This is a genomic window from Enterococcus sp. DIV1083b (assembly GCF_051713705.1).
Lineage (GTDB): Bacteria > Bacillota > Bacilli > Lactobacillales > Enterococcaceae > Enterococcus_D > Enterococcus_D casseliflavus.
The window spans coordinates 707,911-721,867 of the sequence record NZ_JBIOQJ010000001.1; the positions used below are offsets into that span (position 1 = coordinate 707,911).

The following is a 13,957-nucleotide window of genomic DNA, read 5'->3' on the forward strand; positions in this document are numbered from 1 at the left end:
CATGACCTTTTCACATAAAGATCGGAAGCAAACCATTCAAGAAGCGGCAAAGACCACCTATGATGTATTGATCATCGGTGGTGGGATCACTGGCGCGGGGGTTGCTGTTCAAACCGCAGCCGCTGGGATGAAGACGGTTCTTTTGGAAATGCAGGATTTTGCCGAAGGAACGTCTTCGCGGTCCACCAAACTCGTTCATGGTGGTATTCGCTATTTGAAAACCTTTGACGTGGAAGTGGTCGCTGACACCGTGCGGGAGCGGGCGATCGTGCAGCAAATTGCTCCGCATATCCCGAAACCAGATCCAATGCTTTTGCCAATCTATGATGAACCAGGGGCAACCTTCTCCTTGTTTTCTGTCAAAGTGGCGATGGATCTTTATGATCGCTTAGCGAATGTGACAGGCAGTAAATACGAAAATTATCTGCTGACGAAAGAAGAGGTCTTAGAACGCGAACCTCAGCTGCAGGCGGAAAACTTAGTCGGTGGCGGTGTCTATCTTGATTTTCGCAACAACGATGCCCGCTTGGTGATCGAAAACATCAAACGAGCACAAGCCGATGGGGCAGCAATGATCAGTAAAGCCAAAGTCGTCGGCATCTTACATGATGAGCAAGGCATCATCAATGGGGTAGAGGTGGAGGATCAACTGACAAACGAGCGCTTTGAGGTTCACGCCAAAGTCGTGATCAACACGACAGGCCCTTGGTCAGACATCGTTCGTCAATTAGACAAGAATGATGAGTTGCCGCCACAAATGCGTCCGACGAAAGGTGTCCATTTAGTGGTCGATCGGGAAAAACTAAAAGTGCCGCAACCAACCTATTTTGATACTGGGAAAAATGATGGTCGGATGGTTTTCGTGGTACCAAGAGAAAATAAGACCTATTTTGGCACAACCGATACGGATTATACAGGCGATTTTGCTCATCCAACGGTCACGCAAGAAGATGTTGATTATCTACTGACCATCGTGAATGAACGCTTCCCTCACGCTCAGATCACCCTTGATGATATCGAAGCGAGCTGGGCAGGATTGCGTCCGTTGATTGTGAATAATGGCGGGTCTGATTACAATGGCGGCGGTAAAGGCAAACTATCGGATGAAAGCTTTGAGCAGATCGTTGAAAGCGTCAAAGAGTATCTTGAAGATGAGCGGCAGCGACCAGTCGTAGAAAAAGCTGTAAAACAAGCACAAGAACGAGTAGAAGCCAGCAAAGTGGATCCATCGCAAGTTTCTCGCGGCAGCAGTTTGGAACGCTCAAAAGACGGACTATTGACGTTGGCAGGGGGGAAAATCACCGATTATCGCTTGATGGCGGAAGGAGCAGTTAAATGGATCAATGAATTGCTCCAAGAAAGCGGTGCATTCTTCGAGTTAGTGGATTCAACCACGTACCCAGTTTCTGGTGGTGAGCTTGATGCAGCCAATGTAGAGGAAGACTTAGCGAAGCTGGCTGACCAAGCGCAAGCCGCTGGATTCGATGAAGCAGCTGCGACGTATTTGGCTCATCTTTATGGGTCGAATCTTCCCCAAGTGTTGAACTACAAGACGAAGTTTGAGGGCTTAGATGAAAAAGAAAGTACGGCCTTGAACTATTCCTTGCATGAAGAAATGGTTCTGACGCCTGTCGATTATCTATTGCGTCGGACCAACCATATCCTATTTATGCGAGACACCTTAGATGAAGTCAAAGCCGGTGTCGTTGCAGCTATGACCGACTTCTTTGGCTGGAGCGAGGAAGAAAAAGCAGCCCATGTAGCAGAATTGAACCAAGTGATCGCAGAATCAGATTTAACAGCCTTAAAAGGAGGAAAAAAAGATGAATGAAACAACCCAGATCTTTAGTGAATTTCTAGGAACGGCTATTTTGGTTTTGTTAGGGGATGGTGTGTGTGCGGCTGTCAATCTGAAAAAGAGTAAAGCAGAAGCCTCTGGCTGGATCGTGATAGCAATGGGCTGGGCGACAGCGGTAACGATTGCCGTTTACGTTTCAGGGTACATGGGACCTGCTCACTTGAATCCAGCCGTTACATTAGGCATGGCGATGACGGGGAATTTTTCTTGGAGCTTGGCTGTACCGTTTATGCTGGCACAAATTGCTGGTGCGATCGTAGGGGCGATACTCGTTTGGCTCAACTACTTGCCATTATGGGATGAAACAAAAGACCAAGGCGCGATTTTAGGCACCTTTGCAACAGGGCCTGCAGTTCGTAATTTAGTATCGAATACCATCACTGAAGTGATTGGTACCTTTGTCTTAGTCTTTGGCTTATTGGCTTTTGGTGCCAATACCTTTACGGATGGATTAAATCCCATCGTCGTTGGGATCTTGATCTTAGCGATCGGGCTGTCGCTTGGTGGACCAACAGGCTATGCCATCAACCCGGCACGGGACTTAGGACCACGGATCGCTCACCAAATCTTGCCAATCAAAAACAAAGGGACTTCCGATTGGGGCTATGCGTTAGTACCAATCATCGGTCCAATGATCGGGGCAGCGATCGCAGCTGGTTTGTTTATGATGTTGCCATTATAAACGATGTTATTTTAAGGGTGATGCCTATTGGTATCATCCTTTTTTAATCTTTAGCGATTGTCATTGAATTTGCTAAAAAAACATGGTTAAATGAAAAAGCTGAAACAGAAAGAAGGAAGGAGCTTTTACTTGAAAAAAATTCTGCGCTTTTTCATGTGGGTGGCGATTGTCCTGATCGGACTCTTAGCTGCCGTTTTTCTGGCTTTTCAACTCTCCCCACGACCGGGGGCTTTTTTGATCGGTCATCTGTTTAACCAAGAAGTGACCATCAAGGATGAGGCAGCTTATCAAAAAAGTTTGCCGAATGTGACGGTCAAACAGGACTTGACGTATCAATCGGATTATCAACGCAGTACCTTTGATCTATATTATCCCAAAGAGGCACAAGGCCCTGTTCCAGTCATTTTTTGGGTCCATGGGGGCGGCTATGTCGGCGGAGACAAAGAAGGGGTCAAAGAGTTTGCGACCTATGTCGTCGATGAAACCAAAGCCGCTGTGATTTCGATTAATTATGAATGGGCACCAAGTCTGCATTATCCTGGACAGGTCAAACAATTAGCCCAAGCGGTAGACTCGATCAAAGCAGATGCCCAAGCATACCCCATGCTGGATTTCGATCAACTCTTCTTCGGCGGGGATTCTGCAGGAGCCCAAATCGCTGGGCAATATGTGGCGCTGCAAACCAATCCAGCGTATGCGAAGGAAATGTCCTTTGATCAAGACATTCCTGCATCGGCCCTGAAAGGGTTTATTTCCTATTGCGGACCGCTTGATTTGAAGCAGATCGCTGGGACTTCTTCAGATGATCGCTTTATGAAATTCTTTGTCAAAACGGTGGCTTGGTCGTTATTAGGAAAAAAAGAATGGCAAGATAGTCCCCAACTGCAGGAGATCTCACTGGTGGATAAATTGACGGCTGATTTTCCACCAACGTATATCACGGATGGCAATGCCTATTCCTTTGAAGACCAAGGCATTGCCTTTGCCAACCAGCTGCAAGCTCTTGATATTCCCGTGACGAGTCGCTTTTACAAAGGGGATTCGGAAACGGTGACCCACGAATACCAATTTGATTATAGCTTGCCCCAAGCACAGGCCTGTTTGACAGAAACGTTGACCTTTATCAAAGACCAGTTGGCTCACTAAAAAACACCTTGTTTCTCACCCTCAATTGGCGAGAAACAAGGTGTTTATTTGTCAGCAGATCAATCAAGTCCGATGTAGTAGTCATCGTCTTTCATCGCTTCTACGGAACCAAGCAGATACCCGTTCCCAACTTGTGAGAAGAAGTCGTGGTTGCTGGTACCAGTTGAAATACCGTTCATGACGATTGGATTGACATCGTTGGCGGTATCTGGGAAAAGCGGGTCTTGACCTAGATTCATCAAAGCCTTATTGGCATTGTAACGCAAGAAGGTTTTGACTTCTTCGGTCCAGCCGATCTCATCGTATAATTCTTCGGTATAACGCTCTTCATTTTCATACAACTCATACAACAAGTCGTACATCCAGTCTTTCAGCTTTTGCTGTTCGTCTTCTGGTAATTCGTTGAAACCTAATTGGAATTTGTAGCCGATATACGTGCCGTGAACGGATTCGTCACGAATGATCAATTTGATGATCTCCGCTACGTTCGCTAGTTTGTTATTGCCTAAGTAGTAAAGGGGTGTATAGAAACCTGAATAGAATAAGAAGGTCTCTAGAAATACACTGGCGATTTTTTTCTCTAGCGGTGTGCCATTTTTGTAGATCTCATTGATTCGTTCGGCTTTCTTTTGCAAATATGGATTGGTGTTGGTCCATTCAAAAATATCAGCGATCTCCGCTTTTGTATTCAGGGTGCTGAAAATCGATGAATAGCTTTTTGCATGGACAGATTCCATAAATTGGATGTTGTTCAAGACCGCTTCTTCATGTGGGGTGCGGACATCTTTACGCAGTTGATCCATACCGCTTTCTGATTGAACGGTATCTAATAAAGTCAAGCCGCCAAAGACGTAGCCCACCGTTGTTTTTTCTAATGGAGATAGCGTCCGCCAGTCATCAAGGTCATTTGATAAAGGGATCCGCGTATCTAACCAGAATTGTTCTGTTAATTTTTCCCAAGTGGATTTATCGATGATATCTTCGATCTCATTCCAGTTGATTGCTTCATAGTAAGTCTTACCCATAGTCGGTTCCTCCAATAATCGTATCAAGACAACAGCCGACCCGCTGTCAAGAAAGAGCAGGGGCAGGCGGTTGGTTCGTTTTCAGGCAAAAGTTGGATTAGATGACGCAGCTTTCACATTGGTTGCTGCCGATCTCTTCTGCATCATCTGTAAAGGTCCGTACATAGTAGATCGATTTGATGCCTTTGTGGAAAGCGTAGTGACGCAAAATGTTCAAATCACGGGTGGTTTGTTTTGTCGTTTCTTTCCATTCGTAAAGACCTTCTGGAATATCTGAACGCATAAACAAGGTCATACTCATACCTTGATCGACGTGTTTTTGAGCAGTTGCGTAAACATCGATCACTTTGCGCATATCCATATCGTAGGCTGATTTGTAGTAGCCGATCGTCTCATTGCTCAAGTAAGGTGCTGGATAGTAGATCTTGCCGATTTTCTTTTCTTGGCGTTCTTCGATCATCCGTGTGATTGGGTGGATGCTGGCACTCGTATCATTGATATAAGAGATCGAACCATTTGGTGCAACGGCTAGGCGGTTTTGGTGATACAAGCCAGTTTCTTTGACGGTTTGTGCCAAGGCTGCCCAATCTTCACCAGTTGGTAAAAAGACGCCTTCGAACAATGCTTTGACTTTTTCCGATTTTGGTTGGTAGTCACCTTGGATATAATCGGTGAAGTAGCTGCCGTCTGCATACGCTGATTTTTCAAAGTTATGGAAAACTTCGCCTTTTTCTTTGGCGATGGCATTGCTTTCAACCAATGTCCAATAGTTCAACAACATGAAATAAAGATCAGTAAATTCAAGGGATTCTGGTGAACCGTATTCCATTTGATTTTTTGCAAAATAGGTATGCAAGCCCATTGCGCCTAAACCGATCGTGTGGTTCAAGGCATTCCCATTTTGGATCGATGGTACTACGTCAATGTCAGACGCATCAGTAACAAAGGTCAAGGCACGAGTCATTGCTCGAACAGATTTCCCAAAGTCAGGGCTGTCCATCAAGTTCACGATATTGGTGGAACCTAAGTTACAGCTGATATCTGTTCCTAAAACTTCGTATTCTTGTTTGCCGTTGATCTCAGATGGTGCTTGGACTTGAAGGATCTCGGAACAAAGATTACTCATGATGATCTTGCCATCAATTGGGTTGCTGCGGTTTGCTGTATCGATATTGATGATATAAGGATAACCAGATTCTTGCTGCAATTTAGAAATTTCGTTTTCTAGATCACGGGCTCTGATTTTGGTTTTGCGAATCCGTGGGTTCATGACTAAGTTGTCGTATTCCTTGGTGATATCGACATAAGAGAAGGGTACGCCATATTCTTTTTCGACACTGTAGGGACTAAAGAGATACATCTCTTCATTTTTGCGCGTCAATTCGTAGAATTTGTCAGGTACGATCACGCCTAATGATAAGGTTTTGACACGGATTTTTTCATCCGCATTTTCTTTTTTCGCTGATAAAAAGCTGATGATGTCTGGGTGGAAGACGTTCAAGTAGACCACGCCAGCCCCTTGCCGTTGACCCAATTGGTTTGAGTAGCTGAAGCTATCTTCAAACAATTTCATTACAGGCATCACACCACTTGCTGCCCCTTCGTAGCCTTTGATAGGCGCGCCGGCTTCCCGCAAGTTTGATAACGTGATCCCGACACCGCCACCGATTCGTGAAAGTTGCAGCGCGGAGTTGATCCCACGACCGATCGCGTTCATGTCATCAGTGATTTGGATCAAGAAACAAGAAACCAACTCACCGCGACGTTTGCGTCCTGCATTCAAGAAAGAAGGGGTTGCTGGTTGGTAACGTTGGTAGATCATTTCATCTGCCAAGCTCATTGCTAACTCTTCATTGCCATCCGCAAAGTAAAGGGCGTTGAAAGCGACCCGATCTTCGTAACGTTCTAGATACGCGGTACCATCATTCGTTTTTAATGCGTATTGTGAATAAAACTTGTAAGCAGCCATAAATGATTTGAAAGTAAAGTGTTGCTCATCTAAGAATTGATACAATTGCTCAATAAAGGCAGGGCGATACTTTTTGATAAATTCTTCTTCTAAATAATCATTTTCAATCAAATAATTGATTTTGTCCATTGCAGTCGCAAAGGTTAAGGTATTTGGTTCAACGTTTTCTTTAAAGAATGCCGCTAAGGCTTCTTTGTCTTTATTTAATGGAATTTGGCCATCTACTGGACGGTTGATCTCATTATTCAATTTGAAATAACTGACATCTTTGATTTCTTTCAAGCTCATAAATGGCTAACCTCTTTTCTTGTTTTGTTCGTATAAAAAAGGACTTGCGGTCTGGACGACTGACAAATCCCTCAAAAGCATCACATTGAGAAAAATCTTAGCTCGCTAATTGACGTAGTTGATCTGGACGGAAACCGATGATCGTTTGCGCATCAGAGGTAATGACTGGCACACTTTGGAATCCTTGTTCTTTCAAAAATTCTAATGCTTCAGGCTCATTATCAATATTGATTTCTTCAAATGCAATCTGATTTTCACTTAAAAAGCGTTTCGCCATTTTACATTGCATGCAGTTGTTTTTAGAAAATAGTTTGATATTCATAATTGTTTCCTCCGAGTTGTAATAGTTATAAACCTAGTATAAATAAGTCTCGGAGAAAGTCAACGAAAAAACACTATATCTTGTGCTTGTGAATTCGACATACACAATTTATAGTGTTTCTGTGTTTTTTATGCAAGGGGAAAAAGCGGAAAATACTTAGAATTACAAGGTTTTTGCGTAATTAATACAGGGGATATGCAATCAAAATGAGTAAAAAAAATCCGTATTGTGAAGGAAGATTCAAAGTGAGGCCCAAAACAGATTGACTTCTTATGGAAATGGCTCTATTATAATGATAATCATTCTCAATTAAAGCGGGTTAATTAAAACAACATTTCACAAAAGGAGTAAGAAGCAATGAAAATGGCGCAAACTCGGGCTTCTGGAACATACAAAATCGACTCGTTGGCAACCACCAAAGAAATCACGGCTCATTTAAATGATCTTGGTATTCGCACGGGCGTTGAAATCGTTGTGGTACAAAAAGATCGCAAAGGCGGCATCATTTTACACCAAGGGACGCGGATCGCTTTAGATGAACGGATCATGGAACAAATCGATGTCACAGAAACCCAGCAGCAAACCATCATTACCTCTTTGGATCAGCTGCAAGTCGGTGAAAGCGGGAAGGTCAATCAGATCGCCGCCAAAGGTGCGGTGCGCCGTCGATTGATGGATATGGGACTTACGAAAAACGTCCATTTGGAAGTGGTGAAGCTGGCTCCTTTGGGTGATCCGATGGAGATTCGGCTCCGCGGCTATGAATTGTCTTTGAGAAAGCAAGAAGCAGCGTTGGTTTTTGTCGAAAAAGGAGTCGAAGCGTAATGACCTATCACTTTGCATTAGCAGGAAATCCCAATAGCGGGAAAACGAGTACCTTCAATCAATTGACCGGTGCCAAACAAACAGTGGGGAATTGGCCAGGCGTTACCGTGGAACGAAAAGCGGGGCGACTGCGAAAAGACCGACAAGTATTGATCCAAGATCTACCAGGGATCTATTCCTTGTCGCCGTACACACCAGAAGAACTGATTTCTCGCAATTATTTGATGGAAGCATCATTGGACGCGGTGATCAATATTATCGATGGAACCAACCTGGAGCGCAACCTGTATCTAACATTGCAATTATTAGAAATGAATGTCCCGACTGTGGCAGCCATCAACATGATCGACCTATTAAAGAGAAAAGGCTTGCAGATCAATTTCGAAAAGCTGGCTTACGGTCTAGGGGTTCCCGTAGTAGGGATCAGTGCTTTGAAGCAACGCGGCTTAACCAAAATGATCGAGGCAGCGAAGCATGTAGCCAATACACAACCGCTTCCTCCCCGCTACGATGCTCGTCTAGAAGCTGGCTTGACCGAGATCATGGCGATTTTGCCAGAGACGATCCCTCAGCAGCAAAAACGCTGGTTTGCCATAAAACTCTTTGAAAAAGATGAAGCGATTCAGACGATGTGTAAACTGACTGATTCCCAGCAGGCAGTCCTTCAGGAGACGATTTCGATTTTAGAGCTGATCTTTAAAGACAGCAGTGACGCCATTCTCGTCAATGAGCGCTATGGCTTCATTGAAGAATTGTTGGCGCTGGCAGTCATCAAGGAAACAGATCAGCACTTAGCCTTCAGCGACAAAATCGACCGTGTGTTGACCCATCGCGTATTGGCACTACCGATTTTTGCCTTCATTATGTGGGGAATCTACTATTTATCGATTCAGACGATTGGTACGATTGGTACTGATTGGGTCAATGATGTATTATTTGGCAGCTGGATTCCCGAAACAGCAGCGCACTGGCTAGAACAGCTGCAAGTCGCCCAGTGGCTGCAAGAACTGATTTTAGACGGCATCGTGGCAGGTGTCGGTGCGGTCTTAGGCTTTTTGCCACAGATCTTCGTGCTGTTTTTTTGTTTGGCTATCTTGGAGGACTGCGGATACATGGCACGGGTGGCATTTGTCATGGACCGCCTGTTTCGCAAGTTTGGTCTATCTGGCAAGTCGTTTATCCCCATGTTGATCGCTACCGGTTGCGGGGTGCCGGGGGTGATGGCAAGCCGAACGATTGAAAATGAAAAGGATCGTCGGTTGACGGTGATGGTCACGACCTTCATGCCTTGTTCTGCCAAATTGCCGATCATCGCATTGATTTCAGGAACCTTTTTCCCTCAGTATAGTTGGGTCGCCCCATCGGCCTATTTTGTCGGCATGGGTGCTGTGATTTTTTCAGGGATCGTCTTGAAAAAAACACCGCTGTTTGCAGGTGATCTGGCACCATTTATTATGGAACTGCCAGCGTATCACTTGCCGCAGCTCACAACGATTTTGAAAAGTGCCTGTGATCGAGCCATTGCTTTTGTGAAAAAAGCCGGGACGATAATTTTTGTGGCTTGTATCTTTGTCTGGTTTACCTCCAGCTACAGCTTTGCCTTGCAGCGGGTCACAGAAGACCAAAGCATTTTGGCCTTTTTCGGACGACTTTTGGCGCCGCTTTTTGCTCCCCTAGGCTGGGGAACCTGGCGAGGCGCCGTGGCGACGATCACTGGCCTGGTCGCCAAAGAAAATGTGATCGGCACCTTTGGGATCCTCTACGGACAAACCGGGGAGTTGTCAGAAAGCGGGACGGAGATTTGGCAAGTGTTGCGCGGCGATTACACTGCTGTGGCGGCATACTCTTTTCTCGTCTTTAATTTACTATGTGCCCCTTGTTTTGCTGCTATCGGTGCGATCCACCGTGAAATGGGGGACAGCAAGTGGACATGGTTAGCCATCGGCTATCAATGTGGCTTGGCGTACTGCGCTAGTTTGTTGGTCTACCAATTCGGGCACGTCATCTTTGAAGGCGGACACCTCACGCTCGGTGTTTTCGCGGCAATCCTCATTGCTGGGCTATTGGTATTTGCTCTGTTGAAGAAACCATTCCGAGGGAGTGTACCCTTGATCCAAGTCGTAGGAGGCGAAAAATGATTGCTACAATAATTCTAAGCGGCCTGATTTTTGGCTATGGCACCCGTGTAGTGTACCGCATGGTGAAAAAGGATCATTGTTCTGATTGTCATAGCAGTTGTCCCGTGAAGCATGAGGAAGCAAAGTAGAAAATAGCTTCAGGAAGCAAAAATTTCTGAGGTCAGAGCTACTATAGAAAAGAATAAAAGAAGCGAATCAAACAACTCAGAAGCGAATAAAACAGTTCGATCACGATCGGGCTGTTTTTTTTATTCTTTACAAAACGACCTATTAAAGGAATCTCAAATATAGTATAATTATTTAATAAAAAGATATTATTTAGTGAGGTTCGCAGGAAAGGGAGCAGGGAATTTCGTTAGAACGTAAACGAAGATAGGTTTTTGATAAAGCAGAGTGAAAGGGTGAGGGCATGAGACAACAACGAAGACGGGAGCGTCAGAAACACCAGCGGATCATTGTGGGGTTAAGTACGGCGTTGCTGGCAATCATACTTGGAGTGATTTATCTAGTGATTCAAGCGACAAGCATCCCTGAACAGCGTCTTACAGCAGAATCGACAAAGGCAACAAAGCCAATGCAAGAAACGAGTAGTTCTACCGAAACAAAGCCAGCAGTAAAAACCATCACAGTGACAGCTAGTGGCGATATGCTTTATCATACACCTGTTTATTTAAGCGCTTACGATGGGAAGCGTTATGATTTTGACAATGATTTTGAGCAAGTCAAACCGCTGATTGCATCGGCGGACCTTGCTTTAGGTGATTTTGAAGGAACCATCAATCCTAATAAACCGCTTGGCGGTTTTCCCTTATTCAACGCCCCTATCGATGCTGTTGCCAGTATCAAAGACGCGGGCTTTGATGTGATTGATCTTGCCCATAACCATATTTTAGATACAGGGATCGAAGGAATCAAAACAACGGCGGCTGCTTTTCACGACCAAGGCTTGGCAACGATTGGTGTCACGGTCGACAATAGAGGAATCCTGGTCAAAGAAGTCAACGGGATCAAAGTTGCTCTCTTGGCCTATGCCTATGGCTTCAATGGCCTTGAAGAAAGCTTAACTCAAGCAGAGTATGACACCTATTTGAAAGACTTGTCGTTAGATAAAGTGGAAGCAGAGATCAAAGAAGCGGAAAGCTTGGCGGATATCACCATCGTGATGCCTCAGTCTGGTGTCGAGTATTCTTTAGAACCAACGGAAGAACAACAAACTGTTTATCGGAAGATGATCGATTTTGGTGCTGATATTATCTGCGGCGGCCATCCGCATGTAGCAGAACCAACCGAAATCATCGAAAAGGACGGTGAAAAGAAATTTATCATTTATTCAATGGGAAACTTATTGTCGAATCAACGTTATGAAACCGTCAATAACGACTATTGGACCGAACGAGGCGTCATCCCAGAAGTTGAAATCTCCAAAGAAGGGCAGCGGACCTATTTAAGCAAGATTGCCATGCATCCGACTTGGGTGTCCAAAGAACCGATCCCTGATCGTACCTATTATGATCCAGAATACGGCGTCTTGCAGGCCTTTGATTTTCAAGTCTACCTTGCCGAAGATTATCTGCCAGATGGGCAATATGCCAAAAATGTCCCTGAAGAAAAACGCCAGCGGATCGAAACCGCCTACCATGAAATGCTGGAGCTGTTGGATTTGAAGTGGGAGTAGTGAGGACAAGAAAGCAATCTGGCTAACAGGTTGCTTTTTTATTGGCTATCGAAGAGTATGAACCATGAAATGAAAGTCAATCTATTTTTTAAAACATGACACCAGATCACCATTTATGAACAAAAAATGACACCTCAAGCTGATAAAAATAAGTAATAATGTCAACATAAAGTATTCAGAAATCATTTCCAACTCATTTCTGAATAAATAAGAAAGGAAAGTAGGGTGTGTCATGAGAATTATCATATTGACGAAAAACATATCATATGAGATTGATTTGCAGCGGGAGCTGCAGATTTTGAGCCATGAAGTGTTCGTGGGCAGAAGTACCGAAGAGGAGGAATGGTTGATAGAAAGCGCCAAGTTATTTGACTGTTTATTTGTCAGTGAAACAATTGCTGATCCAGAATTTTTATTGCTCAATCAGACATTGGCTCCTTATTATCAACAGCGGATCGTTCGAATCTTGCCAGGGAATGACGAACAAGAAATGATACTGGAAAAAGCGGAAAATGCGACCTATCTTAATCGGTCATTTGTCGAGTTGAGAGAATTTTTGGCGGCTTTGCCACCAAATACTCGCAAGTTAGAAAAGGCATCAGTAACGAAGGAATCGTTCCCTAAATTTCTTAGTCTGCAAGAACAGATCTTTTTCAATAATCTAGCAGAAGAGCAATTTATCAACCGAGAGGACCTTTGCTGGAAAATTTGGGGCAACGGCGGCACGAATTCCCGAAAATCGCAGCTATCGATTTTGGCGAAACGAATCAATGAGAAATTAGATGAATACGACTATACTGAAAAACGCGTCCGTACCGCTTGGGGCAAAGGATATATCTTGCAATAAAAAAGCTAAAAATGGGTTTAACTTTTTATGTCTGACAAATAGGCCTTCAGGTAAATTTGCCTATCTTGTAGAAACGACTCTGTTTTCAAAGTGAGTCGTTTTTTATATAATTATATTAGCAATAAATGAAGAAGGTTATGGAAAAATATGATAATGTTTTTTTTAGTGATAAAATAGAGATAATCAGTAATGGAAAGAAATACTGCGTAAATGAAAAAAGCATTTGTAGAAAATTGATGGAATACCTTTTGGAGGAGGAAATATCGTGAAGCAGGTTGAATGTGTGATATTTGATTTGGATGGAACTTTATTGGATTCAAAAGAATGTAGTGTGAAGGCGACAAAAGCAGCTTTTAAAGAGATGGGACTCAAAGTACCCAGTGAAGTAGTCATTGAACATTATATGGGAATACCGATCGAAGAATCATTTTTTAAAATGTCTGAACAGCCATTAGATCAAGAAACCGCAGCGGAATTGATTCGGATTTTCCGAGCCTATTACCAAACCTATGAAGAAAGTACCTTGAAAGTATTTCCAGAAATTCCCCATGTCTTAGAAATCTTAAACAAACGAAAGGTACCTTGTTTCGTCGTTTCAAGTAAGAAGACAGCGGTCGTCAAACGAAACCTAGCTGCTCAGGACCTTGTGGCGTTCTTTGAAGAAATCATCGGCTCTGATGCGGTGACCCACTACAAACCTCATCCCGAAGGAATCAATAAAGTCGTGGCACACTATCAATTTGACCCGACAAAGACGATCATGATAGGAGATGCTATTTTTGATATCCAGATGGGAAAAGCCGCGGGTGTCAAAACGATCGCCGTTACGTGGGGCAGCCACGATCCGAAAAAGCTTTCTGAAGAAAACCCAGATGCTTTGGTAGATGCGCCACGTGAGATTTTAGATTTTCTGTATGCATGAACTATCTGTTGCAAAATGACAGTATTTATCAATGAAACGATCTATGCTGGAGAGTCATTCGCTTTTTAGAATCAGAAAACCTAACAAAAACTGTATGCAAATAAGTTGCACCTATCGATATACTACCGGCAAAGCATATTTGATCGAAACCTCTTAAGTTTTTTATTAGGAGGTTTTTTTTGAGGCGATTTTAGAGATGCCCACAATAGGATTCATTTTTTCGTAAACTTTGGTGAAGCAATATTTTTAAAAAAGCAAGC

At 43.8% G+C, this 13,957-nt stretch carries 12 protein-coding genes; 9 read left to right on the forward strand and 3 right to left on the reverse strand.

Going from position 1 to position 13,957, the window contains the following annotated elements:
- Position 1: 1 nt before the first annotated feature.
- From glpO to IGI69_RS03280, 3 genes are all read left to right on the forward strand, one after another.
- Positions 2-1,831, forward strand: coding sequence for a type 1 glycerol-3-phosphate oxidase (glpO, locus tag IGI69_RS03270; RefSeq protein WP_010747539.1), 1,830 nt, complete (start codon positions 2-4; stop codon positions 1,829-1,831).
- Positions 1,824-2,540 carry an MIP/aquaporin family protein gene (locus IGI69_RS03275; RefSeq protein WP_005225178.1) on the forward strand — a complete coding sequence of 239 codons (717 nt, stop codon included), beginning with the start codon at positions 1,824-1,826 and terminating at the stop codon, positions 2,538-2,540. The genes glpO and IGI69_RS03275 overlap by 8 nt, the downstream gene beginning before the upstream one ends.
- A gap of 90 nt (positions 2,541-2,630) precedes the next feature.
- Positions 2,631-3,686: an alpha/beta hydrolase gene (locus IGI69_RS03280; RefSeq protein ID WP_050979035.1), complete on the forward strand. Its 1,056-nt coding sequence runs from the start codon at positions 2,631-2,633 to the stop codon at positions 3,684-3,686.
- 59 nt (positions 3,687-3,745) lie between these two features.
- On the opposite strand, the gene nrdF is transcribed toward IGI69_RS03280, so the two are convergent.
- From nrdF to nrdH, 3 genes are all read right to left on the reverse strand, one after another.
- Positions 3,746-4,711, reverse strand: a complete 966-nt coding sequence (gene nrdF / locus IGI69_RS03285) for a class 1b ribonucleoside-diphosphate reductase subunit beta (protein WP_010747541.1) — start codon at positions 4,709-4,711, stop codon at positions 3,746-3,748.
- 97 nt (positions 4,712-4,808) lie between these two features.
- Positions 4,809-6,968, reverse strand: a complete 2,160-nt coding sequence (gene nrdE / locus IGI69_RS03290) for a class 1b ribonucleoside-diphosphate reductase subunit alpha (protein ID WP_005225181.1) — start codon at positions 6,966-6,968, stop codon at positions 4,809-4,811.
- 97 nt (positions 6,969-7,065) lie between these two features.
- A complete protein-coding gene (gene nrdH / locus IGI69_RS03295; protein WP_005225182.1) occupies positions 7,066-7,290 on the reverse strand; it encodes a glutaredoxin-like protein NrdH in 225 nt (74 codons plus the stop codon).
- Positions 7,291-7,647: 357 nt separating this feature from the next.
- Here nrdH and IGI69_RS03300 point away from each other — a divergent pair, with 357 nt between their 5' ends.
- The 6 genes from IGI69_RS03300 to IGI69_RS03325 all read left to right on the forward strand — a co-directional run bounded on the left by IGI69_RS03300 (position 7,648) and on the right by IGI69_RS03325 (position 13,697).
- Positions 7,648-8,115 (forward strand): FeoA family protein, encoded by a 468-nt coding sequence (locus tag IGI69_RS03300; protein WP_010747542.1) that lies wholly within the window; start codon positions 7,648-7,650, stop codon positions 8,113-8,115.
- The gene (gene feoB / locus IGI69_RS03305) at positions 8,115-10,253 is read left to right on the forward strand and encodes a ferrous iron transport protein B (RefSeq protein WP_438739712.1); all 2,139 of its coding nucleotides are present in this window, start codon (positions 8,115-8,117) and stop codon (positions 10,251-10,253) included. The genes IGI69_RS03300 and feoB overlap by 1 nt, the downstream gene beginning before the upstream one ends.
- Positions 10,250-10,381, forward strand: a complete 132-nt coding sequence (locus IGI69_RS03310) for a hypothetical protein (protein ID WP_010747544.1) — start codon at positions 10,250-10,252, stop codon at positions 10,379-10,381. Before feoB ends, IGI69_RS03310 begins: the two co-directional genes overlap by 4 nt.
- A 281-nt stretch (positions 10,382-10,662) precedes the next feature.
- Entirely contained in the window at positions 10,663-11,928 is a 1,266-nt protein-coding gene (locus IGI69_RS03315) for a CapA family protein (RefSeq protein WP_270788177.1), read from the forward strand.
- 232 nt (positions 11,929-12,160) lie between these two features.
- A complete protein-coding gene (locus IGI69_RS03320; protein WP_005225192.1) occupies positions 12,161-12,775 on the forward strand; it encodes a hypothetical protein in 615 nt (204 codons plus the stop codon).
- A gap of 265 nt (positions 12,776-13,040) precedes the next feature.
- On the forward strand, positions 13,041-13,697 hold the full coding sequence (locus IGI69_RS03325) for an HAD family hydrolase (protein WP_115231884.1): 657 nt from the start codon (positions 13,041-13,043) through the stop codon (positions 13,695-13,697).
- Positions 13,698-13,957: the final 260 nt, after the last annotated feature.

Coding starts and splice junctions, on each gene's coding strand:
- glpO (WP_010747539.1), top strand. CDS start 2: ATGACCTTTTCACATAAAGATCGGAAGCAAACCATTCAAGAAGCGGCA.
- IGI69_RS03275 (WP_005225178.1), top strand. CDS start 1,824: ATGAATGAAACAACCCAGATCTTTAGTGAATTTCTAGGAACGGCTATT.
- IGI69_RS03280 (WP_050979035.1), top strand. CDS start 2,631: ATGAAAAAGCTGAAACAGAAAGAAGGAAGGAGCTTTTACTTGAAAAAA.
- nrdF (WP_010747541.1), bottom strand. CDS start 4,711: ATGGGTAAGACTTACTATGAAGCAATCAACTGGAATGAGATCGAAGAT.
- nrdE (WP_005225181.1), bottom strand. CDS start 6,968: ATGAGCTTGAAAGAAATCAAAGATGTCAGTTATTTCAAATTGAATAAT.
- nrdH (WP_005225182.1), bottom strand. CDS start 7,290: ATGAATATCAAACTATTTTCTAAAAACAACTGCATGCAATGTAAAATG.
- IGI69_RS03300 (WP_010747542.1), top strand. CDS start 7,648: ATGAAAATGGCGCAAACTCGGGCTTCTGGAACATACAAAATCGACTCG.
- feoB (WP_438739712.1), top strand. CDS start 8,115: ATGACCTATCACTTTGCATTAGCAGGAAATCCCAATAGCGGGAAAACG.
- IGI69_RS03310 (WP_010747544.1), top strand. CDS start 10,250: ATGATTGCTACAATAATTCTAAGCGGCCTGATTTTTGGCTATGGCACC.
- IGI69_RS03315 (WP_270788177.1), top strand. CDS start 10,663: ATGAGACAACAACGAAGACGGGAGCGTCAGAAACACCAGCGGATCATT.
- IGI69_RS03320 (WP_005225192.1), top strand. CDS start 12,161: ATGAGAATTATCATATTGACGAAAAACATATCATATGAGATTGATTTG.